General features: G+C 43.0%; 21 protein-coding genes. All 21 read left to right on the top strand.

What is annotated here, in order from left to right; genetic code table 11:
* Nucleotides 1-98: 98 nt before the first annotated feature.
* The 21 genes from L4D19_RS02710 to tnpC all read left to right on the top strand — a co-directional run bounded on the left by L4D19_RS02710 (nt 99) and on the right by tnpC (nt 23,961).
* Nucleotides 99-647: a hypothetical protein gene (locus tag L4D19_RS02710; protein ID WP_428451074.1), complete on the top strand. Its 549-nt coding sequence runs from the start codon at nt 99-101 to the stop codon at nt 645-647.
* The gene (locus L4D19_RS02705; RefSeq protein ID WP_428451073.1) at nt 641-2,038 is read left to right on the top strand and encodes a DEAD/DEAH box helicase; all 1,398 of its coding nucleotides are present in this window, start codon (nt 641-643) and stop codon (nt 2,036-2,038) included. The genes L4D19_RS02710 and L4D19_RS02705 overlap by 7 nt, the downstream gene beginning before the upstream one ends.
* Before the next feature lie 132 nt (nt 2,039-2,170).
* On the top strand, nt 2,171-4,615 hold the full coding sequence (hsdR, locus tag L4D19_RS02700) for an EcoAI/FtnUII family type I restriction enzme subunit R (RefSeq protein ID WP_428451072.1): 2,445 nt from the start codon (nt 2,171-2,173) through the stop codon (nt 4,613-4,615).
* Between the two features lie 93 nt (nt 4,616-4,708).
* The gene (locus L4D19_RS02695) at nt 4,709-5,977 is read left to right on the top strand and encodes a hypothetical protein (RefSeq protein WP_428451071.1); all 1,269 of its coding nucleotides are present in this window, start codon (nt 4,709-4,711) and stop codon (nt 5,975-5,977) included.
* Nucleotides 5,978-5,988: 11 nt separating this feature from the next.
* Nucleotides 5,989-7,329, top strand: coding sequence for an MATE family Na+-driven efflux transporter (locus L4D19_RS02690; RefSeq protein WP_428451070.1), 1,341 nt, complete (start codon nt 5,989-5,991; stop codon nt 7,327-7,329).
* Between the two features lie 17 nt (nt 7,330-7,346).
* The gene (locus L4D19_RS02685; RefSeq protein WP_428451069.1) at nt 7,347-7,946 is read left to right on the top strand and encodes a histidine phosphatase family protein; all 600 of its coding nucleotides are present in this window, start codon (nt 7,347-7,349) and stop codon (nt 7,944-7,946) included.
* A gap of 85 nt (nt 7,947-8,031) precedes the next feature.
* Nucleotides 8,032-9,540, top strand: a complete 1,509-nt coding sequence (locus L4D19_RS02680; RefSeq protein WP_428451068.1) for an N-6 DNA methylase — start codon at nt 8,032-8,034, stop codon at nt 9,538-9,540.
* A 2-nt stretch (nt 9,541-9,542) separates the two neighbouring features.
* On the top strand, nt 9,543-11,225 hold the full coding sequence (locus L4D19_RS02675) for a restriction endonuclease subunit S (RefSeq protein WP_428451067.1): 1,683 nt from the start codon (nt 9,543-9,545) through the stop codon (nt 11,223-11,225).
* Nucleotides 11,222-12,886, top strand: a complete 1,665-nt coding sequence (locus tag L4D19_RS02670) for an AAA family ATPase (protein ID WP_428451066.1) — start codon at nt 11,222-11,224, stop codon at nt 12,884-12,886. The genes L4D19_RS02675 and L4D19_RS02670 overlap by 4 nt, the downstream gene beginning before the upstream one ends.
* Nucleotides 12,887-13,753, top strand: coding sequence for a hypothetical protein (locus L4D19_RS02665; RefSeq protein WP_428451065.1), 867 nt, complete (start codon nt 12,887-12,889; stop codon nt 13,751-13,753).
* 142 nt (nt 13,754-13,895) lie between these two features.
* Entirely contained in the window at nt 13,896-14,105 is a 210-nt protein-coding gene (locus L4D19_RS02660) for a hypothetical protein (RefSeq protein ID WP_428451064.1), read from the top strand.
* A 15-nt stretch (nt 14,106-14,120) separates the two neighbouring features.
* The gene (locus tag L4D19_RS02655; protein WP_428451063.1) at nt 14,121-14,498 is read left to right on the top strand and encodes a hypothetical protein; all 378 of its coding nucleotides are present in this window, start codon (nt 14,121-14,123) and stop codon (nt 14,496-14,498) included.
* A 40-nt stretch (nt 14,499-14,538) separates the two neighbouring features.
* Complete coding sequence (locus tag L4D19_RS02650; RefSeq protein WP_428451062.1) at nt 14,539-14,757, top strand: hypothetical protein; 219 nt, start codon at nt 14,539-14,541, stop codon at nt 14,755-14,757.
* A gap of 20 nt (nt 14,758-14,777) precedes the next feature.
* Nucleotides 14,778-15,740: a toll/interleukin-1 receptor domain-containing protein gene (locus tag L4D19_RS02645; RefSeq protein WP_428451061.1), complete on the top strand. Its 963-nt coding sequence runs from the start codon at nt 14,778-14,780 to the stop codon at nt 15,738-15,740.
* 89 nt (nt 15,741-15,829) lie between these two features.
* The gene (locus tag L4D19_RS02640) at nt 15,830-17,041 is read left to right on the top strand and encodes a TniQ family protein (RefSeq protein ID WP_428451060.1); all 1,212 of its coding nucleotides are present in this window, start codon (nt 15,830-15,832) and stop codon (nt 17,039-17,041) included.
* Nucleotides 17,042-17,043: 2 nt separating this feature from the next.
* Nucleotides 17,044-19,119: a type I-F CRISPR-associated protein Csy2 gene (locus tag L4D19_RS02635; RefSeq protein ID WP_428451059.1), complete on the top strand. Its 2,076-nt coding sequence runs from the start codon at nt 17,044-17,046 to the stop codon at nt 19,117-19,119.
* 13 nt (nt 19,120-19,132) lie between these two features.
* Entirely contained in the window at nt 19,133-20,161 is a 1,029-nt protein-coding gene (gene csy3, locus L4D19_RS02630) for a type I-F CRISPR-associated protein Csy3 (protein WP_428451058.1), read from the top strand.
* Nucleotides 20,162-20,164: 3 nt separating this feature from the next.
* On the top strand, nt 20,165-20,764 hold the full coding sequence (cas6f, locus tag L4D19_RS02625; protein WP_428451057.1) for a type I-F CRISPR-associated endoribonuclease Cas6/Csy4: 600 nt from the start codon (nt 20,165-20,167) through the stop codon (nt 20,762-20,764).
* A gap of 949 nt (nt 20,765-21,713) precedes the next feature.
* Nucleotides 21,714-22,040, top strand: coding sequence for an IS66 family insertion sequence element accessory protein TnpA (gene tnpA / locus L4D19_RS02620; RefSeq protein ID WP_428451056.1), 327 nt, complete (start codon nt 21,714-21,716; stop codon nt 22,038-22,040).
* A complete protein-coding gene (gene tnpB / locus L4D19_RS02615; protein WP_428451055.1) occupies nt 22,037-22,390 on the top strand; it encodes an IS66 family insertion sequence element accessory protein TnpB in 354 nt (117 codons plus the stop codon). The genes tnpA and tnpB overlap by 4 nt, the downstream gene beginning before the upstream one ends.
* 59 nt (nt 22,391-22,449) lie before the next feature.
* Nucleotides 22,450-23,961: an IS66 family transposase gene (gene tnpC / locus L4D19_RS02610; RefSeq protein WP_428451054.1), complete on the top strand. Its 1,512-nt coding sequence runs from the start codon at nt 22,450-22,452 to the stop codon at nt 23,959-23,961.
* Nucleotides 23,962-24,144: the final 183 nt, after the last annotated feature.

The following is a 24,144-nucleotide window of genomic DNA, read 5'->3' as shown; positions in this document are numbered from 1 at the left end:
ATTCATTCTAACAAACCTATTGATAACTTAGATTGTCTAAGTTTTACTGATTTTTGTATACTTAGCAATCCTAAGTTTTTAAGTGTAATAATGTCTCAATGAAACAAACTAAAGCCATAAATCCATATATGTATAAGCTATTGATAGAGAAAGAGATGGATGACTTTTCTGTGTTAGAGGCTCGTGATGAGTTGGTATCTACAACTGAGCACATGACTGATTTGGATGAGGCACGCCGAGTAATATATCGACAGATCCTTTCATTTCTACGTAAGGGTTGGCTTGTGCATTGCGGAAATGGCAGAGATAAAAGGTATTCACAAACCGAGTTGTTTAAACAGTTATCCGTGGAGCCAAAGGCATCAAGGAAGCAAGTCTCTTTACCTCGAGATAGTGATTACAGTACCCAACATTGTTCTTTGACGGCATTGGCCAAAGAGAAGAAACAGTATGAAGGTGAGCTGGCAATAACACTTGGTGAAGTTGAAGAATATCAGTCTTTGATGGAACGATTTCCTAAGAATCGAGATGCTCTTTTTCCTTTGTTTAGTGAGGCGAAAGAGCGTTCTGCAAAGCTTTTGGGGAAAATGAACGCACTATCCAACGCTATACAAATGTTGAGAACGCAGGTGGCTGTGTCATGCTAAGGGAGTGGCAATCTGAATGTGTTGAAGCGGCAATAACTAAGTATCTCTCCGGGCAAACACATTTTTTCTGCCAAGCAACACCTGGCGCGGGAAAAACGATAATGGCAGCTGAACTTGCCAAGCGTCTTTTTGAGCAAGAAGAGATTGATTTAGTGCTTTGTTTTTCACCCTCGTTGACAGTCGCGCAAGGAATAAAGAGTACTTTTTCTTGGAAGTTAGAATGTTCTTTTAATGGCGGTTTGGGTTCCGTAGGAGCTTCATATACATATCAGATGATTCGTTTTTTTGATGAGAGCTTCTGGAATACGGTGAAGAAACATCGTTTTTTAGTTGTATTTGATGAAGTTCACCACTGTTCTGCAGATGAGGAGGGACATTCTAATGTTTGGGGAGAGCAAATAGTTACTAAACTGCAAAATGTAGCCAAATACACCTTAGCGCTATCAGGTACGCCTTGGCGTTCGGACTCAGTACCGATCGCGATGGCAACATACACCGATCCTGAAGGGAGAGTGCTGTGTGACTATAGTTACGGATTAAAACAGGCTATTGAGGAAGATGTTTGCCGCTCCCCCAAGATTGTACTTGTTGATAATGAGCATCTTTCTGTCTCTGAGGGAAATGAAACAAAATCTTTTACATCAATTTTAGAGTTGTTAAAGCAATCTGATGTGTCCTATCAAAGCGTTATTCATAACGAAAATGCGATGAACTATTTACTCGGACTCGCTTGTCGAAAATTGGGAATGATCCGAGCGGAGTCCCCAAAAGCAGGTGGCTTGGTCGTTGCAGCCTCTGTCCAGCATGCCAAAACTATCCAGTCTTTGCTCATCAATAGCTTTGGTCAATCTGCATGTATTGTGACTTACCGTCATGAAAATCCATTGGAGCAGATTGAGTCTTTTCGACAGTCTGACACACAGTGGATAGTGAGTGTGGGAATGATAAGTGAGGGGACGGATATTCCTCGGCTTCAAGTATGTTGTCATATGAGTGCTGTGAAAACAGAGCTGTACTTCAGACAAGTACTAGGAAGGATACTCAGAATCAATGATTCTCCGAACCAGGAAGCGTGGTTATTCACTTTTGCAGAGGAAAGCTTAGTCGGTTTTGCCGAGCGGATAGAGCAAGATATTCCAGAAACTTGCATGTTCATCAACTCAAAAATGGATGAAGAGTTTGGCCCACTTCAATTAGAAACAACGATAAAACTATCAGGTTCGAGTATCGGTAGTTTCTCGAATCAATCTATGGGCAGTATAGAGTGGGGTGAGAGCGGAACGAACTCAGTTGATCATATATCAGACACCTTTTTTGCCTTAGATGAGCTGCGGTTAGGGCGATTTAGACAAAGAGTGATTTCAGTATTTAGTCAGAATAGTTATCCGTAAAGATCGCCAATCATTAACGTTAAAATGTGATGATTAATAGAAAACAACCCTATGATAGTAAAGGCAATGTGCTCGGCTTAATATGAACATTGTTATATAATGACCAGCTAAATAGTTCTTTGAGTCAGTGGTATGGTCACGAATATCAATAAAGCAAAGCTATCTGAAACAGACATCATCACGAAGTTCATCCTTCCTGCTATCAAAGACGCTGGATGGGATGATATGACGCAAATTCGCCAAGAGGTGAAGTTGCGTGATGGCAAAGTCATTGTTCGTGGTCAGGCAGCTGCTCGTAAGAAGGTGAAATCTGCAGATATCGTGCTTTACCATAAGCCCAGCATGCCATTGGCGGTGATTGAGGCGAAAGCCAATAAGCACGAAGTCGGTAAAGGGATGCAGCAAGGCTTAGATTATGCCAGCCTACTAGAGGTGCCTTTTATCTTTGCCTCTAATGGTGATGGTTTTGTTTTTCATGACAAAACTAACCCGACCCAGCTAGAGACTGAAATCCGTTTAGAAGACTTTCCAACACCACAACAGCTGTGGGACAAGTATTGTCTTTGGAAAGGTTATAAAGCTGAACATTTGCCCGTGATTACCCAAGACTATCACGACGATAGCAGTGGAAAGTCTCCGCGTTATTATCAGCTACAAGCTATTAATAAAACGGTTGAAGCGATAGCTGCTGGACAAGATAGGGTACTCCTTGTCATGGCGACGGGGACGGGTAAAACCTATACTGCCTTTCAGATCATCTGGCGTTTATGGAAGTCGAAAGCTAAAAAGCGGATTCTCTTTCTTGCCGATAGGAACATTCTGGTCGATCAAACCAAAACCAATGACTTCCAGCCTTTTGGCCCAGCGATGACCAAAATTACAGGGCGTAATGTTGACCCTGCTTATGAAATCCATTTAGCACTCTACCAAGCCCTGACTGGGCCTGAAGAGTATCAGAAAGCCTACAAGCAGGTCGATCCTGACTTCTTTGACTTAATCATTATCGATGAGTGCCACCGTGGCAGTGCGTCAGAAGATAGCGCATGGCGTGAAATCCTGGAGTACTTTAGTTCGGCTTCTCAAGTAGGTTTAACCGCGACCCCAAAAGAAACGGATGTCGTGTCTAATACCGAATACTTTGGCGATCCTGTTTATACCTACTCGTTGAAGCAAGGCATTGAAGACGGCTTCTTAGCCCCTTACAAAGTGGTGCGTGTTGATATTGATGTCGATGTTCAGGGCTGGCGTCCTACCAAGGGGCAAGTCGATAAAAACGGTGAAGTGATTGAAGATCGTATCTATAACCAGAAAGATTTTGATCGCACTATGGTGATAGATGAGCGTACCGACTTGGTTGCTCAAACCATTACTAACTACCTAAAGCGTACCGATCCGCTGGCGAAAACGATCGTTTTCTGTAACGACATTGACCATGCTGAACGTATGCGCCGTGCTTTGGTGAATTTAAACCCTGAGCAAGTGGCGAAGAATGAAAAGTACGTGATGAAAATAACGGGTGATGATGAAATTGGTAAAGCCCAGCTTGATAATTTCATCAACCCGAAAAAGAAATATCCTGTCATCGCAACGACTTCTGAACTGATGACAACTGGTGTCGATGCCAAAACCTGTAAGCTCGTAGTACTAGATCAGGGTATTCAATCGATGACCAAGTTCAAACAGATCATTGGTCGGGGTACGCGTATTGATGACCGCTACGGCAAGCTATGGTTTACCATCCTTGACTTTAAAAAAGCCACAGAGCTATTTGCTGATGAACGCTTTGATGGTGAACCAGAGCGAGTGAAAGAATCTACCCCAGAAGACTTTAGTACTGAAGAGGGCTTAGATGACATCATTGATGGGGTTGATGATATCGAGAATGGAAACCCATTTGATGATGAAGATATCGACCCAGGGTCAATTCAGGAGCCAGAAATACCTTATGACGCTGGTTCAGAATCACCGTCAGGTAGCGAAAGTGGTGACAATTGGGATGACGAAAACAAAGTTCGCAAGTTTCACGTAAATGGTGTTGCAGTTAAAGCGCTCGCTGAGCGTGTTCAATACTACGACTCTGATGGCAAATTGGTGACGGAGTCATTCAAAGATTACACCCGTAAGACCATGGTGAAGCAGTTTGTGTCTTTAGACGAGTTTACTAAGCGCTGGAATGAGTCAGAGCGTAAGCAAGCCATTATTGATGAATTGGCGGAAGCGGGCATCCTTTGGGAAGCCCTTGAGGTAGAAGTAGGCAAAGAGCTTGACCCATTCGATATGATTTGTCATGTCGTTTATGACATGCCGCCTTTAACGCGTAAAGAGCGTGCTGATAACGTTAAAAAACGTAATTACTTCACTAAATATGGCGAAACGGCGCAGCAAGTACTGAATAACCTACTTGATAAGTATGCCGATGAAGGTGTAACTGAAGTTGAAAATATCACGGTATTAAAAGTTGCACCGTTTAACGAAATTGGCAGCATGGCTGAAATCATCAAGAAAGGCTTTGGTGGTAAACCTCAATACTTAGAAGCGGTAAACGAATTGGAAGCTGCCATTTACGAGTCAGCTTAGTGCTATTTCATTGAGGCGCATGAAGCGCCTGCTCCTGGCGGTTCCTCGTTCCCCCCCGGTTCCTTGTTTTTCCTAGTTTCTTAGGGTTAGTAAGTGCACATATACGTTTTTGGTAATCTTAATGGCGGTAAGACGCACCTTTGCCGCAAGTTAGCTGATAAGTTACCTTCATTTCAATACCTATCGATAGACAGTTTTCGCTGTGAATATGGCGATGGTAGCCTGGCTGGAGAAGAACTGGCTTGCCATCACTTTGTTCATGCCGTGGCAAAGAGCCCCGATGCAATCGTGGATTTTACTGGCTGCGGTAAGGCGGCAAACCTCTTGCAAGCTTTGCTACCAGAAAAACGCGGGGTGTTGATTTGCTGCGAACGAGACATGAGCGGTGCCATTGCAGCTATTGATGAAGAAAAGTATACCGCTATTCCTTATCCAGAGGAGTACAAGCAACTGCAGTCTGTCGAAGAGACTATTTGTAATTTGTTTGATCAGGTACAGCTTTCATCTTTAGAGCAAAAATGGCAACAGCAGATCTGGCAGTCATATTCGTTTCAGTATGGTCAGGACTTCGATGAGTTCTGGCAAGCATTTGCGCTGCAACATCACCTATGGGTGGAAAAACTCTACCGTTTGATCTTGGGTGAGAGTGCGATTGGTGCTGCGGTGTTGTATGGCTCTATGGGCGCAAATTGGATTTGTCTTGATTCAGATATTGATCTCTTTATCGAATCGGCTCTCCCTGCGTCATATTGGTACCAGGTGTTTTCTCTTAAATTCTCAAGTACTTTGCTTCATGTGGATTTGCTGGACGAAAAGATCACCTTAAGGACGACAGACTGTATTCTCATTGAAGTGTCAGTTGGGCAAACCGTCTCTGATAACGCTCTCTACTATCGGGAATCGCAGATCTATAACCCGGTCTTTACCGTGTTAAAAGACAGAGAGGGGCTGGCAGAAGAGCTGCAAACCATCATCTCTAAGTCGCCAGATTGTACGGTAAGCACACAGAAAATCGCTGCCCAAACCTTTTTCTTGTTCTGCTCGCTACCCAGGCTGATAAGAGCGTGTGATACCTACAAGTACACCTTTCATACCATGATTATTCAACATTACTGTGTGCAGCTGGAGCACCTTCTGCTTGGGGTAACTGAGCATAATTACCTGCCAAAACAAGCGGGTAAGACGCTGCCAGATTTCCCTTGGCACTGCTTTTCTGCATCAGGCTCCGCAATAGACAAAGCGCAGTATTTTTCCCTGTATGACTACCTGCAAACGTTGTTCGAACGGTTAGAGTCACAAGGTTTAATTGAACAAGGGAAATACTTCACCAGCGAAACCATAAAACTGCATTTTATCGAGTAAAGGAAGAAATTGTGTTGCAGAAGAACTTCAAAGCCATCAACTATAAACTATGGATGGTATTGATCCTTACCAGTTTTATTCCTCTGTTGTATTCCACAACCAGGATACATTTTCTCGGTAGTATGCCTGACTCCTGGGCGTTTAGTATTGCGGCTCAGGTTGCGTGGCTAAATGTAGGCTATGAAGTGATCAGTGAAGCGTTATTAATCCCACTGGCGTTTATCCTGGGGCAAGCGATTAGCCAGTCGGCAGCGTTTCGGCTCCGGGCAGCAACATCGCTCAGCTTTCTTGTGATGTGTTATGCGGCAGTGACGCTTGTAGTCTTGCTGTTTACACCAGAAATGGTTCGAGCCATGCAACAGCAAGTAGCTTTGCTAGGGCAGACTATTCAATATATAAGACTGGAATCTATCGCCATCTTTGTCTCCAGCGGTTACGCGTTTTTCAACTTGGTTTTAGTGTTGAAAAACAAACAAAAGGCGCTGTATGGACTACTGATAACACAAACTATCTTGACGGTAGCTTGTGATAGTTTGCTGGTCAGCCAACTGCCTTTTTCACTCCAGCTAGGCGTTAGCGGCATCGCCATCACCAATATCATTGTTAACTTGGTATTGGTTGTCATTGCATTTCAGTTTATGAGCAATAATGGTATCCGAATACTATTGGGAGATATTCAGTTCAGAAACCAAAGTTGGCTGATGGAGTGGTTTAAGATTGGCTGGAAGTCGGGGCTTGAATCGCTGGTGCGTAATACTGCGTTTATCGTGATGATACTGCAACTGATGAACCAGCTACAGCACGCAGGTACATTCTGGGTTGCCAACCAGTTTATCTGGGGATGGTTGTTACTTCCTGTGCTCGCTTTAGGCCAGCTGGTAAAGCAAGATGCCGCAACCAATGGGGGATTAACTAGCCAGCGAGTTAACAGCTACTTATGGCTTACTGCTGGCATTGTGCTCGCTTGGCTTGTTACAGCCCCACAGTGGGAAGAATTTATCCGCTCAGTAATGGGGATAGACGATGCAGAGCAAGTGGCGAAGCTTGTGTTTATCATGATCGGTTTTTACGTCGTGTTTGCCCTGAACAATGTCATAGATAGTTATTTCTATGGGATTGGTCGCACAGATCTTATGTTGTATCAATCACTGATAGTCAACAGCCTGTTCTATGGCACGACATTTGTTCTTTATCAAATCGGTTGGTTTGAGCCAACGCTCACCAGAGTTGCTGTGATGTTCGGTTTGGGCATTACCTTCGATGCGTTAATTACTTGGGGCTTGTATATCATGCTCAGGAAAAGCGCACAGCCCTCAGCCTCGAAACTTGAATGTTCGCAGAGCCTGTCATGATTAAAGGGGAATACGCGATGAAAACACTGATTGTTGTCAGGCACGCAGAGCGGCCAGAAATTAAACCGACAGAAGTCGGTAACCATGTTTTGCTGACAGAAAAAGGCAAGCAAGACACAGCGGAGTTTGCCTCGCAAATTGCAGGCCCTGTTGTGTCGGTAAAGAGTAGCCCGATAGGTCGATGCCTGGAAATGGCAGAAATTATTGCCAAGGTGCATGGATACCCAGTGGATGATATTGAGCATAGCCGCTTGCTTGGTGATCCCGGGTTTATCATCGAAAACGGCAAAGCGGCCTGGCAGCAGTGGCAAACGAAAGGGCATGCCACGGTGAATGAACATCTGCTTTCTGCATCTTCACCTATGCCGGGTTTCGCTGAATTTGGACCAGCCGTGCAATCATTTCTCCAGCAAGTACGCGTTTCACTTAGTAGTGCAGACGTGGGTTACCATGTATGGGTAACTCATGACGTTATGTTGGCAACATTGGCTTCCAGAGTGATGCCTACTCCTCTTTCAATATCACGATGGCCAAGTTTTCTCGGTCACTTGGCAATCACATTATCTGATAATGATGAGCTTTTGTTCCGATACTCCCAAGAGCCTTTCGGAAGCTAGATTGTAGTGGAATATGTTCACTGAACCCGTTGTTTAACTGCGGTATAATCCGCTCTAATTATTTGTTATTTAATAGTAGAAAAGTATGTCTATCAGTTCTGTTATCAAATCCATTCAAGACATCATGCGTAAAGATGCCGGAGTCGATGGTGACGCGCAGCGTCTTGGTCAAATGTCTTGGCTGTTATTCCTTAAAGTGTTTGATGCGCAGGAAGAAGAGTTAGAGTTAGAACTGGACGATTACAAAGCGCCGATTCCTGAAAAATATCTTTGGCGTAACTGGGCACAAGATGCCGAGGGCATTACGGGTGACGAGCTACTTGAATTCGTTAACGACGACTTGTTCTACAAACTGAAAAACCTGACAGCTCCCGTAGATTTGAACCCGCGTGGTTTTGTGGTGAAAGAAGCATTTAGCGATGCCTTTAACTACATGAAAAACGGCACACTGTTGCGCCAGGTGATTAACAAGCTCAATGAAATCGACTTTACCAACTCCAACGAACGTCACTTGTTTGGTGACATCTACGAGCAGATCTTAAAAGACTTACAAAGTGCCGGTAACGCAGGTGAATTCTATACACCACGTGCGGTTACTCGTTTTATCGTTAACCGTTTAGACCCACAACTGGGTGAGTCTATTATGGATCCTGCAACCGGTACGGGTGGCTTTTTAGCTTGTTCGTTTGATCATGTGAAAAACAACTATGTGAAGAACGCAACTGATCACCAGACTTTGCAAAAGCAGATACACGGTGTCGAGAAGAAGCAGTTGCCGCATTTGCTCTGTATCACCAACATGATGTTGCATGGTATTGAGGTGCCAGTGCAAATCAAGCACGGCAACACGCTGAACAAACCGCTTTCAAGCTGGGACAGCAACATCAACGTGATTGCGACCAACCCTCCGTTTGGTGGTACAGAAGAAGACGGTATTGAAAAGAACTTCCCTGCGGAAATGCAAACCCGTGAAACGGCGGATTTGTTCCTACAGCTGATTATTGAAGTGCTTGATGAAGGCTCTGCTACCAAGAGCGGGGGCCGCGCAGGCGTTGTACTACCTGACGGTACTTTGTTTGGTGAAGGCGTTAAAACCAAAATCAAAAAGATGCTGACTGAAGAGTGTAACTTGCACACTATCGTCCGCTTACCTAATGGTGTGTTCAACCCGTACACAGGCATTAAAACCAACATTCTGTTCTTCACCAAAGGCAAGCCAACCAAAGATGTTTGGTTTTACGAGCACCCATACCCAGAGGGTGTGAAGAACTACAGCAAAACCAAACCGATGAAGTTTGAAGAGTTCCAGCAAGAGATCGATTGGTGGGGTAATGAGGACGATGGTTTTGCCAGCCGTGTAGAGAACAACCACGCATGGAAAGTATCGATTGACGAGATCATCGAGCGTAATTTCAACCTGGATATTAAGAACCCGTATCAGGGTGAAGTGATTAGCCATGATCCGGAAGAATTGCTCGCAAGCTACCAACAGCAGCAGGAAGAGATTACAGCACTGCGCAACCAGCTGAAAAACATTCTGGGTGATGCCCTGAAATCATCAGTCTCTCAACCAGAATGTGAGGCAGAGGTGTAATCATGTCTGTAGAAAAGCTAATTACCGACAACATTGATATTTGGACCTCGGCAGTCAAAACTAAATCAGCATCAGGTCGTGGTAGCAGCAAAAAGCTTGAACTATATGGTGTTAAAAAGCTGCGTGAGCTAATTTTGGAATTAGCTGTGCGCGGTAAGTTAGTACCTCAAGATCCCAATGATGAGCCTGCTTCTGTATTACTAGGGCGTATTAGAGAGGAAAGGCGGGCAGAAGCAAAAAATAAAAAACTAAAGGCAATAAAACCGATTTCTGACTCTGAGTTTCCATGTCAATTGCCAATCAATTGGACTTTTGTTCGCTTGGAAGAAATTATTCAAATTTCATCAGGTAAGAACTTAACTGCCAAGAAAATGGATACTTCAGGAAAAATACCAGTATATGGTGGAAATGGTATCACAGGCTTTCACAGTGAGAGCAATGTATCAAATAAAACAATTGTTATCGGTCGTGTTGGTTTTTACTGTGGTTCTGTACACTTAACCCCAAATAGTGCCTGGGTTACAGATAATGCGTTTATTACTAAATATTCTCATGCAAACATAGATGAAAGCTTTTTAGTTTGGTTACTTAAAGCGACTAACTTGAGTGAGAATGATAGTGCAACAGCCCAACCAGTAATTTCTGGTAAAAAAGTATATCCAATAGTTGTTGCCCTACCACCTAAAAAAGAGCAAGAGCGTATTGCTGTTAAAATCGACCAGCTAATGGCACTCTGCGACCAACTAGAGCAACAAACCGAAGCGAGTATTGAGGCGCATCAGGTACTCGTCACAACCCTATTGGGCACCTTAACCAATAGTGCGGATGCCGACGAGTTAATGCAAAACTGGACACGTATTAGTGAGCATTTCGATACCCTGTTTACCACAGAAGAGAGCATCGACCAGCTAAAACAGACGATTCTGCAATTAGCTGTGATGGGTAAATTGGTACCGCAAGACCCGAATGATGAGCCTGCTTCTGTACTGTTAGAGCGTATTGCAGAAGAAAAAGCGCAGCTTATCAAAGAGAAGAAAATCAAAAAGCAGAAAGCTTTGCCGCCAATAATGGATGAAGAAAAGCCGTTTGAACTACCGAATGGGTGGGAGTGGTGTCGTTTGGGTGAACTCGGATATGACTTAGGTGGGGGTACACCATCTAAGGCTAATCCAGAATATTGGGAAGGTGATATCCCATGGGTTTCTCCAAAGGACATGAAACGAAGTTACATAGATTCTGCGATTGATAGTGTTACATCAAAAGCCGTTGAGGAAACTACGGTTAAGCTCATACCTGTGAACAGCCTCTTAATGGTTGTTAGAGGAATGATTCTCGCGCACTCTTTCCCTGTTGCTCTTACTCAGAAACCAGTAGTTATAAATCAGGATATGAAGGCTCTTGTTTTTAGTAAAATGGAATCGAATTATGTCCTCATAATGATGCAAGGCTTAAAAGAACAGATGGTGAATTTGGTTGACCGCTCTTCTCATGGTACTTGTAAACTAATTTCTGAAAAACTCTGGGGTGTTGTTGTGGCGATCCCTCCTCTGAACGAACAAAAGAAAATTGTTAGTGTAGTTGAAGAACTCTTCGATATTTGTGAACAACTTAGAGTTCGTGTAGGGAACAGTAAACAAACTCAACTTCAACTTGCTGACGCAACTATTGATAAGGCCGTTAAATGATGGAAGAGAGCATTAACTTCAGAGTAAGATTTACAGAAACTGAGCAAGAGCTTGTTCCTAATGAAATTCAACTGATTGCTTCGTTCGATAGTTGGAACGATTTTGGCTATAAGATTCGTTGTCGATGTAAGCTTTTAAATCCTTTATCTAAGCAGCCTTTTTATTTTGATAGTTTTATCGGTTTTCTCCCCCCTGAGAAGGGAGAAGAAAGCGAAATCTATGAGGATTATTTAAAATACTTTAGTAAAAATGGAACATCTCTGGCTGAAATCATGGGGTACATAGAACATCTTGAGGTTAATGATTCGATTCACTACTTCCGTTTCTTTACAATGCTTCCTAGCATGGGGGATTACAGGGAGGCAGTTGAAGAACTTAGCCCTGATGTGCTAGCTAAGGTGCTCGAAGCAATAAATGATCTGGTCTATTACAAAGACAAAAAGGCGAGTTGGTTTGAAGAAGCAATTAGTTCAGATGTATTTAGCTTAGGTTTTATGCGTAATTCTGAGCCATTCTTCGCATTCAGCAATGCAGAAAGTATTTTGGGTGGTGTCGAAGAAGAGGTGTTTGATGGTATATCTCAGAAACTGACATTGAAGTACTCCCTTGAAGGGGTAACTAATGATCATGAGATTAAGCTGAATTATGATTCTGCAAGCTATATTCCCAAAAGAATTAATATATTAATCGGTAAGAATGGCTTGGGGAAAAGTCAAGCCCTAAAAGCTTTTTGTCGAGCAGCTTTGAGATATCAAGATAAATCGATTTCTTTGTCGGATGATATCTCTGGTGATAGACCAATGATCAATAGGTTATTGGCTATCGCTACCCCTGGTGAAACACAAAATACCTTTCCAGCAGAGCGAAGAAAAACTCAGAAACTCTACTATCGTAGGTTGTCACTAACAAGAAATACTCGGACGAAAACGACTAAATCAATTAGTGAGTTACTTATTCAACTAGCTCGAAGCGAGGAGAAGATAGGTGATCTGTCAAGATGGTCACTGTTTTTTGATTCTCTTCAGAACGTTATGCGTACTCAAACCATTGTTGTTCAGCTAAAGGATAAAACAACAATACCTCTAAAGAGGATTTTTTATGGAGGTGGGGAGCAAGAATATCTAACACGTTGGTCTAAGATAGACACGAATGTTGAACCCAAAATTAAGTATGCTGATGAGCTGTATTCGATGAGTAGCGGTCAGCTTACTTTCTTTAAGTTTGCTCTTCTGTGTTGTTTGTATATAGAAAACGGTTCGTTTGTATTATTGGATGAGCCTGAAACACATATGCACCCAAATATGATTTCTGACTTTGTTGGGTTGTTGGATTCTTTACTAGAGTTAACAGGTTCACAAGCGTTGATTGCTACTCACTCCGCATACTTTGTTCGAGAGGTAACTCAAGAGCAAGTTCATGTTTTTAAAGAAAATGAAAATCAGATCGCTATTGTTCAACCTCGATTAACTACATTTGGATCTCCTGTTGATTCAATTTCTAGATTTGTATTTGATGATGACGCGGAAAATAAACTTTCCGACAAGCTTTATAGACGTGTTGTTGAAAGTAAAAAGTCTTTCAACGAAGTTGTTGAAGAGCTTGGCGACGATATTTCTATAGCTGCGTTGATGAAACTACGCCGTAAGATGGAAAAAATATAAATGAAAAAGCTTCCGGCCCCTGACTATGAAGATATAGAGAAGACAAGGCAAGCATCTGAAAATAAGAGCATGGGGAGCTACCCTTTGCTCAAAAACCAGTTAGAAGATGTGATTCATGCTTATCAAGAATATGAAATAATGTCAGGAAATGTTCTAAATATTAGAGCTATTCAGATCAATGAAGCGTTGTCCTCTGCACTAAAAGTTCACTACAAGAGTGAGCCAGATTGTTTTTCTTTTATCCCTGAGTTGCGAGCTTCCTCTAGACGTGTTTGCCCTATGTGTGGTTCTTTAGGAACAGGAACACTGGATCACCTGTTACCGCAGGCGAAATTTCCAGAATTTTCTGTATTCTCTAAGAATTTGGTTCCTGCATGTGACTGTAACAGTAAACGTAAAGATGTTGTTTGTGGTGTTGATGAAGACACGCAAGAAGAAGTGCGTGTTTTACATCCGTACTTTGATAACTGTCTTTCAGAGAGGCAAATATATTTTTCAATACGGCCTAATCCAAATTACCCATTGGCATCTTTTAATATCGTTTATATTAATCAAGCGAGTAATGAGTATTCATCTATTAAATTTCATGTTGAAAAAGTCGTGATTCCTTCAGGTATTGTAAACGAAATGGAAGATATGTGGACGAGCTTAGTTGAGTACCCTTTGGATAAAATCCATACATTACCTGAAGATAAGTTGATTGATATAGAGGGGTTAAATTTGGCTTTAGAAAGTGTGTTACGAAGGCATGACAGACAAAAAACGACCCCTAATAACTGGGAGTCAATATTTGTATTTTCAATTTTGAAAAGTGAATGCGCCAAGGAGTGGATAGTCCAAAAGCACAATTCGCTAATCGAGAATTAGAATGAGTCTATACAATATCGCTGCTAATAAGAACCTGACAGCTCTGACGTTAACCACTTTTGCAGCCGAAGGGCTGCAAGAGGGCTAACACCTTCAGCTAGCATTAAAAGGCTGTATTGATGCCATTGCTCCTGATTGTTTGGTGATTTCTGAGGAATTCACTGATTGGGAAGATAGTAGCCGCCGCCGTATCGATCTTCTGGCTATTGATAAAAGCGCTAATCTGGTGGTTATTGAGCTAAAGCGTGATGAAGTTGGTGCGCATATGGAGCTTCAAGCGTTGCGCTATGCGGCGATGATCTCGACCATGACGTTTGATAAGGCTTGTGACTATTTTGAGCAATACATCTAGAAAGAAGGCTTAGACTTGAACGCCAGAGAAGCCATTTTGGACTTCGTCGAACTCGATGAAAGCAATCTCGATGACTTTGGCAATGACGTCCGTGTCGTACTGGCATCTGCTGATTTCGGTAAGGAGTTAACGACTTCTGTTATTTGGTTGCGTGATAAAGGCATTGATATCAGTTGTGTTCGCTTAACGCCTTATCGCTACAAAGAAGACGTATTGATTAACGCGGAACAAATCATCCCAACCCAAGAGTTGGAAGAGTACCAAGTGAAGTTCCGTGAAAAGCGTGCGGAGCAGCGTAAAGGCCAAGTTGGTTCTAAAGACTATTCTAAGTTTGAATACAAAGGTGTGGTGTACAACAAGCGAAACTTGGCTTTGGTCCTGATGACTGACTGACTGGATTGATCAGTATCAGCCTGAGTCATTAGATGTGTTATTGAGTATTTTTGATAATTCTATCCGTCGTCGGATTGCCAAACGGTTTGATGATATTCCTGAGAATAATCTTAAGCGTTTCCACTCTAAGGAAGGCGACTTAGTTGAATTGCCTTCAGGTGAGCTGATTGCAATTTCAAATCAATGGAGTATTGGTAATACTCTCAATCTCATTGAGCGAGTGAAGAGAGATGATTTTGTAGTAGAAAAGGTTAACTAATTTACAAATTGGAGTATTAAGTGGCTAGTGTATTTTTTTCATACTGTCATACAGATGAAGGTTTACGTAATGAACTAGAAGTTCATTTATCAATGCTGAAGCGACAAGGGCTCATCTCTGCATGGCATGATAGAAGAATCGTTGTTGGTTCTGAAATAGATCAAGAGATAAGTCAAAACTTAGAAAATGCCGATATCATCTTGCTATTGATAAGTGCCCACTTTTTAGCGTCTAACTATTGCTATGAAAAAGAAATGGCTAGAGCTATCGAAAAGCATAATGCTGGTGAGGCAAAGGTGATACCGGTGATCCTTCAACCTTGCGATTGGCATTCAGCTCCTTTTGGTAAGCTATTGGCAACACCAACTGATGGCAAAGCAGTTACAATGTTTGCTAATCAACAAGAAGCGCTTTCTATTGTTGCAAAAGATGTTAGATGCGCAATTGATACCATGCCTAGCCCTATTTCCTCACCTTCACTAGTACGGGCGAGTACAGTTTCTTCGGTATCAAATCCGTCTCATACGGCTTTACCACGTTCGAGCAATATGAGATTGAAACAGACATATAGCGATCATGATAAAGATTGCTTCCTAGAAGAGAGTTTTAATTATATAGCAAGATTCTTTGAGGGCTCTTTACAAGAGCTACAAAACCGCAATGCTCACATTCAGGTAAGATATAAGCCGATAAACACAACACGTTTTTGTGCCTATGTTTATGAAAATGGGACTCAACAAAGTGTTTGTACTATTTGGTATGGTGGCGGAAATTTTGGTACCAATAGTATCTGTTATTTAAGCTCTGAAACCGACAACAGCAATAGCATGAATGATTGGTTGAGTGTAGAAGATGATGGTCTGTCACTGTACTTAAAGGGTAGCGGCATGAACTTTTATCGACAAGAAAGTAATGAGACTCAGCTAACCCAACAAGGAGCCGCGGAATACTTTTGGACAACTTTTATCCAGCCTTTACAGTGAGTTCTGTCGCATTTTAATGTTCTTTATTTGAATTGGTAGGGTTTTGGGTAACACTAAAACTTAGATATTCTAAGTTTTAGTGGTGAGTTGTGAATCCTGAAATTGAACTATATGAAGATGAGTCGCTAGAAAGCTTCTTGCTGCGCTTGAGCCTTTATCAAGGTTACGAGCGCTACTCTCATTTTGCGGAAGATATATGGCATCAAACGCTAGATCAGCATGAAGCGATGGCTGGTGCTTTCCCTCTGGAGCTCAACCGCGTTAATTTGTATCACGCACAGACAACAAGCCAGATGCGCGTGCGCGTTCTTATCCATTTGGAAAAACAGCTTAAGCTCAACAACTTTGGAGTGCTTAGGCTTCCGTTAGCGCATTCCAAATCACAATTCTCCCCTAACTATAAAGCACTTAACCGCAGCGGGGTTGACTATCCTCATGCGTTTATCAGACAACGATTCACACCTATTTGTCCGCAGTGCCTTGATGAAAAGCCTTATATTCGTCAGCAATGGCACTTTATTCCTCATCAAGCTTGCCACATTCACGGTTGTAGGCTTATCCATCATTGTCCTGAGTGTGCATCAAGGCTTGAGTACCAAACAACAGAAAGCATTGAGCACTGTGAGTGCGGTTATAGGCTAACAGAGAGTGTAGCGAACAGTGCTTCGGAAGCAGAGCGGCTCACGGCGCGATGGTTGATGGGAGAAAAGTTTGAGCACCGTGGTGTGATGGCGCAAGATATGACGCGCTCAGCTCGCTATGGTTTTTTATTGTGGTATGTCAATCGGTACGGTGAGAGTGAAAACATTAGTTTTGATGCTTTTGTCGAATCTTGCGCTTCATGGCCAGAGGTTTTCCATCGTGACTTAGATTGTATTGCAGAACATGGTGATGTAGTTCGGCTTAAAACCTGGCGTCGAACATTTTTTAACGAAGCTTTTGGAAGCTTACTTAATGACTGTCGATATTTACCAAGTCGGCAACTGGATAAAAATATTGTTCTCAGGGCAGCATTATCTTTCTTTACAAAACTGGTGGCGAATAACCCTTCAAATGTGAAAGGGAACATTGGCGATATTCTCCTAAGCCCTTTAGAGGTATCGACACTGCTTTCGTGTACTACGGATGAAGTTTACCGACTGTATGAATTTGGTGAAATAAAGGCGGCAATTCACCCTCGGATGCATACAAAGATTGCTAGTCATCAATCGGCTTTTACCCTAAGAAGCATCATTGAGATTAAGTTAACCAGAATGAGCTCTGAAAGTGATGGGCTTAGTATTTATCTGCCAGAGTGGTGATTATGAGTAGGCTCAGTGACATATTAGATATCGCATCCAAAGAAGAAAAGCAGGCAGCTTTGAAAAAAGTATTTATGCCATATACTGCAAACGTTGATGTTGATGGTATCGAAAAAGAAGCACTCACGATATTACTTAATTTATCGTTCACTAAACCAAAATGTAAAAACTGGCTAGATGAAGGAAGAGCTTCATCATATTTTCAAGATGATAAAAATGTTACGAAGGTTCTGGCTGAAGTGAAGTGGTTTCATACCCATAACCTGAAGTTTCCTGATTGCCGCGTAAAGGATCAACGTATTATCGCAAAGCCGTTATCGACTACTGAGTCTGTTATTTCAAGTCATTCATCTGAACCGGTATTGGGTTGGGCTCATAATTCTGCGGCTTATGGTCATACTGTTTGGTTATTGAATCAGTTCAATTGGCAAGGTAAGAGTGTTAATTTACTTAGTCTTCTACAACATGGTTCAGAATTCTGGCAAGCGTTGCTTCAAGATTTTGGTTTAAGCTCGCGAGCTCTAGAGCGCCTGAAAAATACTATAGATTCAGCTATACCAGAACTAGTCTTTCCTGATGTCGTCAGCCCTTATAGCAAGCAACTTCGATTCCCGTGGCTGGACGATTATTTATCAATCACACCTGTTGTTAATCATGCTTTACAACAAATGCTAGAGCTCAAATCGAGAGATAAAAGCTGTCAGTTGAAGTTTGTGAATTTAAAATTTCCAAATTCTGCAAGCATCGGTAACTTATGCGGTAGTTTAGGTGGCAATATGAAGGCTTTGAACTACCCGGTTGGAGTTAAGCCGAAGGTAGGACAGACTTTACCTTCGAGCCGAAAACGTAGCCGCTGCTACTTTGATGATTATCAGTTAACCAACGCTAAAACCTGTCAGATACTAAAACACTTGACCGGGGCATCACCACTTAAAACAGAGAAACAGAGACAGAAAGCACGTCTGGACCAAACAAAGATAATATGTAAGCAAATTGCACGATGGATGTTGCCGTTAATAGAGTTGAGAGACCTAGCAGATTCCGAGCATGAGGTTTTTCAAATTGAATATGATGATTCTCTGGTTGAGGCTTTTTTGAGTACACCTGAAGTGGATTTTCCGTTATTGGCGGCATCGTTGAACCAGCATCTACACTTTACGCTCCAAAACAATCGATACACTCGAAAATTTGCTTACCATCCAAAGCTTATACAAGTACTCAAAGCGCAAATTGTGTGGATCCTGAATCGTCTCAGTTGCCCTCAACAAGAAGTCGATAATATTGGCGATGAGCAGTATGTTTCCCTTTCTTCTTTGCGTATCCAAGATGCTGTGGCAATGAGCAGCCCCTATTTGTGTGGTGTACCTTCTTTAACTGCCATATGGGGCTTTGTTCATCGGTATCAGAGAGAGTTTAATGAGTTACTTGGTGATACTGAAAGATTCGAGTTTTCAAGCTTTGCCTTTTACGTAAGAGACGAGAATATTCGAAAGACGGCAAAGCTCACTGAGTTCAATTCATTAGTTCATAAGACTCAAGTATCTAAAGCCAAACGGTCAACAATACGCAGTGAAATGCTTTCTGATCTAGAAATTGATCTGGTAATTAGGGTCTGTGGTGGAGGGCGTCTTTCAGACTATCACTCTAAATTACAAGCCGCATTGCCTGTATCATTTGCTGGCGGTTCTGTTTTTCAACCGTTGTTATCTTCAAACAAAAATTGGCTACGAACTTTCAGCAATCGAACAGATCTCTTTCAGGTTGTGAAAGGGCTACCCTGCTATGGTGAATGGTTAACTCCTGTAGAACAACAACCAATAACATTGGGTGAATTGGAATCTGTTTTAAAAGAAGACGAGTCGTTAATGCCAGTGTCAAATGGGTACCATTTATTAGAAGTTCCCCTTTCACGGAAAAGTTCGATAACGGGATTACATGCATATGCCGAAAATACATTGGGATTGGCAAAGCGAGTTAATCCAATAGAAATACGTTTTAGTGGAAGAGATCACTTTTTTGGTCATGCTTTTTGGTCGCTAGAATGCACTAGCGAAACTATTCTTATAAAAAAAAGATAAGAATTAGGTGCTTATGGAACTCTGTAATCAACTGAACTACATTCGTTCTCTTTCTGCCGGTAAAGCTTACTTTTACCATCTGGATGTTAATGGAGAAATGTGCCCGCTGAGGGTCGATCGAACTCATCTGAGGGCCCCGAAAGGTGGCTACGCAGAAGCATACAAAGGGAACAGTTTTAAACGAAAGAATCTGGAGCCACAATATTTAGCTTATGCCAACCTTCAATTTATTGAGGAGTGTTATGTCCCACCAGGTATTAGTGAAATCTACTGCGCTTTCTCTTTACGTATCCATGCTAATTCATTAAGCCCTGATGTCTGTTCAGATGGTTCTGTACGCAATCAGCTAACGTTGTTAGCTGATACTTATAAGCGCTTAAATGGTTACCAGGAGCTTGCTCAGCGTTTTGCTAAGAATATCTTATTAGGGACATGGCTCTGGCGGAATAAAGAATGTCGAGGGCTCTCTATTGAAGTGCAGACGCATGACGATGAATCCATAGCGGTCAAAAGTGCTCAGAAGCTTTCTTGGTACGGTCATTGGGATGCGGATTCTACAGAGAGTCTTGAAAGATTGACGGCATATCTAACCCGAGCTCTAGCTGAGCCAACGGAATATTTTTACATGGATGTGAAGGCTCAGTTGAAAGTTGGTTGGGGGGATGAAATCTATCCAAGCCAGGAGTTTTTAGATAAAAAAGAGGAAGGGCGTCCGACGAAACAGTTAGCCACTGTTGAAATGAGCAATAGTCAAGAAACGGTAGCATTTCATGCTCAGAAAGTAGGTGCAGCACTGCAAATGATTGATGACTGGTGGCATGAAGATGCCGATAAGCCGCTTCGAGTAAATGAGTATGGTGCAGACAGAGAATACGTTATTGCCAGACGACACACTAAATTTGGTAATGATTTTTACCAGTTGATTAGAGATACAGAACAGTGGATTGAAGAGATGAATCAATCTCAAACGATTCCTAACCAAGTTCACTACATGATGTCCGTGCTTATCAAAGGCGGCTTGTTCAACCGTTCTAAAGGTTAGCAGATGAAACAACGGTATTTTTTCTCGATACGCTTTATTCCAAAGCATGCAGATTGTAGTTTATTGGCTGGTCGCTGTATATCAACAATGCATGGTTTCACGAGCCGTAATAAGGTAAAGGGAAGCATTGCTATCAGCTTTCCAAAGTGGTCATTGGAGTCAATTGGGGGCGGCATAGCATTTATTAGTGAAGAAAAAGAGCTCTTAATCGGCTTGTCCTTTCAGCCCTATTTAACCGTGATGAAAAGTGAAGGGTTATTTGAGATATCAGACGTAACAGATGTTCCTGATTCTTTGCCTGAAGTACGGTTTGTTCGGAACCAGACGATCGGTAAAAGCTTTTTGGGTTCTAAAAAGCGTAGAATAAAACGCAGTTTGGTAAGAGCTGATGCATCTGGTTCAGATCACATACCCGTGGCAGAAGAGAATCGAGTTTTAGACCACTTTCATCGAGTGCCGATTTCAAGTGATTCATCGGAGCAAGATTTTATTTTACACCTTCAGAAGGAGGCTGTAGAAAGTAGGGATGAGCCTGTCTTTAATAGTTATGGATTTGCGACGAACAAAGAAAAACGTGGCACAGTGCCAGACATATCGTTGTAACTTTTTTTAATGGGACGATTTTTTGGTCTTTAAAATCAGTGTATTACGAATAGTTAAACTAAAAGGATATTTGAAATGTTGTTAAGCAATAGCATTGATAAATAAGTACATTCAAACTATCTTTAACAGTGACCTGCCGAGTAGGTAGCTAAAAACATAAATGAATTGTTTGCCGTATAAGGTTGCCAGTGACCTGCCGTATAGGTAGCTAAAAATAGTTCAAGATTATCGCCCTTAAAGAGTCCTGCGTGGCCTGCCGCATAGGCAGTTAGTGATTTAATCCCAATGCAATGTTTGGTTACAGCTACGTGACCTGCCGTATAGGCAGTTAGTAATACCAGTGCAATTATGCAAGGCGTATCCGATATAAAACCTGCCGTACTGGCAGTTAGTGAAACGAGTGCTATGATGCAAGGCGCATCAGATATGAAACCTGCCGTACTGGCAGTTATATCGAAAATCAGTATGAATCAAAGCCTCCGTTAATCAGGGGCTTTGTTTTAGTATCTTCTGCTTGTTTGCCGATTAAGGGCCCTGGGTGGCGGTTCTAATCTGGATTTTTCCCTAAACTGCTTTAGTGTGCGTCTTCTTTGCGATAAAGCGGGCTAATGGGTTAGATGTCGATCTTCAATTGTCCAACAGGATCTAACTGGTACGGTTTTTCCCTAAGGTAATTTTGAATAAAAGTTCTTTCATCAGCCGTTAACGCAAGTTCTCTCTTCAATACAATGCCTCAAATTCTATGTAACTCTTGAAAGTATGCATCGCTGTCCATATGTCTATGTGTGAGGGCTTTCCTCTTAATGTAGGAGAGTACTTTATAACCCTATTACCCACACTTAAATATCTAAGGATAACTATTATGAGTGTAAGCGCCCCATGAACCCCACATTCAGTTAAGTTGACATCAGACATATGATGTTGTTTTCATCCAAATGGAGACAACACCATGGCCCATCAACGACGTAGCAACCAAGAATGGCTGGCGATCTTCCAGCAATTTGAAAACAGCACCTTGACCCAGAGGGAATTTTGCCGTCGGCATGACATAAGCACTTCAACCTTCTTTGCAAAACGGCGCTTGTTAGAATGTACTGGTGAAAATCAAGCTGGCGGGTTTGTCCGGGCGGAAGTGGTTGAGCAGACTACCCATTACCAAGTCGCCAAGCCTATTGCATCCAACATGACACTCAGCGTCAACGATGTCGAACTGAGTATTCCCCTGGGGACACCGGCTTCGTATGTCGCCGAGCTTATTGGTGCCTTGTCATCATGAGAGGGTTAGTGCATCCTCCGGCTATCTACCTCTACCGGGAGTTTGTCGACTTCAGGAAATCCATCAATGGCCTGGCGGCGCTGGTTGAATCCGAGACCGACCTACCTCTGAACTCCGGCGCGCTGTTCCTGTTCACCAACAAGCAGCGTGACAAAATAAAGATCCTTTACTGGGACACCACAGGCTTCGCTCTCTGGTACAAGCGGTTAGAAAAAGCAAAGTTCAAATGGCCCGCCAGGGAGAAAAAACAGGTGTTTACCCTCAGTCAATCTGAGCTGGATAGGCTACTTGCGGGCTTCACAATTATTGGCCACAAGCCTGTTGAAATACACGATTTTACAATGTGTTAATTCCGATAAAAGTCAGATGTGTCAGGTGGTTATGTAACCGTTTTGATATAATGGATACCATGAAAACGACGCCTGAAATCAACCCTGACAGTCAAGATGTTGCCGCGCTTCAAGCGATGGTTAAAGCCCTGATGGCTGAAAAAGCTTCGCTGCTCGAGCAGTTCAAACTGGCCATCGACCGCCAGTTCGCTAAGCGTGCCGAAGCACTCAAGCCATATGACGAGGCACAGGGTGACCTGTTCAATGAAGTAGAGTGTGAAGTTCATGCTGCTGAACAGGAAGACATTGCTGCAACGACAACCACCAAGAAGGCACGGGGGAAACGCAAGCCGCTTCCCAGAGAGCTGCCGCGCGAGCGCATAGTCCTGGACTTGGATGAAGAAGAAAAACACTGCGCGTGTTGCCAGCACCCTTTGCATAAAATAGGTGAAGACTGCAGTGAAAAGCTCGAGTTCACCCCGGCAGTACTGAAGGTGCTGGAATATGTCCGTCCCAAGTACAGTTGCCGCCAATGCGAGAAGGAAGCGGATAACGTCAGTATCAGTCAGAAGCCAGCTCCTGCAAGCCTTATCCCCAAGAGCTTCGCGACCCCAAGTCTACTGGCCAACATTATTCTTGGTAAGTACCAGTATGCACTGCCACTTTACCGTCAGGAGACCCTGTTCAAGCAGTCGGGTATAGAGTTATCCCGAACGACGATGGCGCGCTGGGTCATGCAGGCCAGTACACACTTCACACCACTTTACCTAGCATTACAGAAGCACTTGTATGAACAGGTGGTTATCCAGGCCGATGAAACGCCGCTCAATGTCCTCAAGGAAGACAAGCAATGTTATATGTGGGTGTACTGCTCTGGCGCTGACTCACCAGAAGCCGCATTGGAAGGTATGAAAAATATCGTGTTGTTCGACTATCAAAATAGTCGTGCGAGGGCTTGTCCTGCTGCCTTCCTTGGTGAGTATGGCGGCTATCTGCAGACCGACGGCTACCAGGCCTATGATGGGCTAACGCAGGTAAAACACCTCGGTTGCCTGGCTCACGCCCGCCGCAAGTTCATGGATGCCAAAAAGCTGCAGGGTAAAGGCAAGGCCGGGAAAGCCGATGTGGCCCTGGCGAAAATCCAAAAGCTCTATGCGTTGGAAACCCGGTTGAAAGGGTTGCCCGCAGCAGAGCGGCTGGCCGAACGGCAGAAACTGGCGAAGCCTATGCTGGATGACTTGTACCAGTGGCTGATATCACAGAAGGTCGTGGCGTCCAGCCAGTTGGGCAAAGCTATCAAATACACAGTGGGCCAATGGCCCAAGCTCGAGCGGTATGCGGAGGACGGCCACTTATCAATCGACAACAACCGAGCGGAACGCGCAATCAAATCACTGGTCATAGGCCGGAAGAACTGGCTCTTCGCCGATACGCAGAAGGGCGCTGATGCCAGTGCTATGCTTTACAGTATTATCGAATCTGCTAAAGCTAACGGGCTAATCCTGTACGACTATCTGGTTAAGTGCATGGAAGAGCTAGCCCAGCCCGAACCTGATATCGACTCTCTACTCCCCTGGAACTTCTCTCGTTGATAGTCGCCCCGTGGGATCATGGGGCGGATACTTATGAGTCTTAAGCCTGGTCCAAAACCAATTGCTAAATCAACAGGGAAACCAGATCAACGCCGACGTGACAATAAAAACACTCCGGGAAATACTCCGTCGTTAAAGCCAAGTAAATCCTCAAAAAAATAAGATAGGCGACTGATAAAAGCT

Origin of the sequence: Photobacterium kasasachensis, assembly GCF_050336885.1 — a bacterium.
Taxonomy (GTDB): domain Bacteria; phylum Pseudomonadota; class Gammaproteobacteria; order Enterobacterales; family Vibrionaceae; genus Photobacterium; species Photobacterium kasasachensis.
Note: the sequence above shows the minus strand (reverse complement) of the source record. Positions and strands in the feature narration are given on the sequence as shown.

Excerpts from the sequence above, each read along its gene's own strand:
- csy3 (WP_428451058.1), top strand. The coding sequence starts at position 19,133 with ATGGAACTCTGTAATCAACTGAACTACATTCGTTCTCTTTCTGCCGGT.
- L4D19_RS02680 (WP_428451068.1), top strand. The coding sequence starts at position 8,032 with ATGTCTATCAGTTCTGTTATCAAATCCATTCAAGACATCATGCGTAAA.
- L4D19_RS02675 (WP_428451067.1), top strand. The coding sequence starts at position 9,543 with ATGTCTGTAGAAAAGCTAATTACCGACAACATTGATATTTGGACCTCG.
- tnpA (WP_428451056.1), top strand. The coding sequence starts at position 21,714 with ATGGCCCATCAACGACGTAGCAACCAAGAATGGCTGGCGATCTTCCAG.
- cas6f (WP_428451057.1), top strand. The coding sequence starts at position 20,165 with ATGAAACAACGGTATTTTTTCTCGATACGCTTTATTCCAAAGCATGCA.
- L4D19_RS02670 (WP_428451066.1), top strand. The coding sequence starts at position 11,222 with ATGATGGAAGAGAGCATTAACTTCAGAGTAAGATTTACAGAAACTGAG.
- L4D19_RS02705 (WP_428451073.1), top strand. The coding sequence starts at position 641 with ATGCTAAGGGAGTGGCAATCTGAATGTGTTGAAGCGGCAATAACTAAG.
- tnpC (WP_428451054.1), top strand. The coding sequence starts at position 22,450 with ATGAAAACGACGCCTGAAATCAACCCTGACAGTCAAGATGTTGCCGCG.
- L4D19_RS02685 (WP_428451069.1), top strand. The coding sequence starts at position 7,347 with ATGAAAACACTGATTGTTGTCAGGCACGCAGAGCGGCCAGAAATTAAA.
- L4D19_RS02665 (WP_428451065.1), top strand. The coding sequence starts at position 12,887 with ATGAAAAAGCTTCCGGCCCCTGACTATGAAGATATAGAGAAGACAAGG.
- L4D19_RS02635 (WP_428451059.1), top strand. The coding sequence starts at position 17,044 with ATGAGTAGGCTCAGTGACATATTAGATATCGCATCCAAAGAAGAAAAG.
- tnpB (WP_428451055.1), top strand. The coding sequence starts at position 22,037 with ATGAGAGGGTTAGTGCATCCTCCGGCTATCTACCTCTACCGGGAGTTT.
- L4D19_RS02710 (WP_428451074.1), top strand. The coding sequence starts at position 99 with ATGAAACAAACTAAAGCCATAAATCCATATATGTATAAGCTATTGATA.
- hsdR (WP_428451072.1), top strand. The coding sequence starts at position 2,171 with ATGGTCACGAATATCAATAAAGCAAAGCTATCTGAAACAGACATCATC.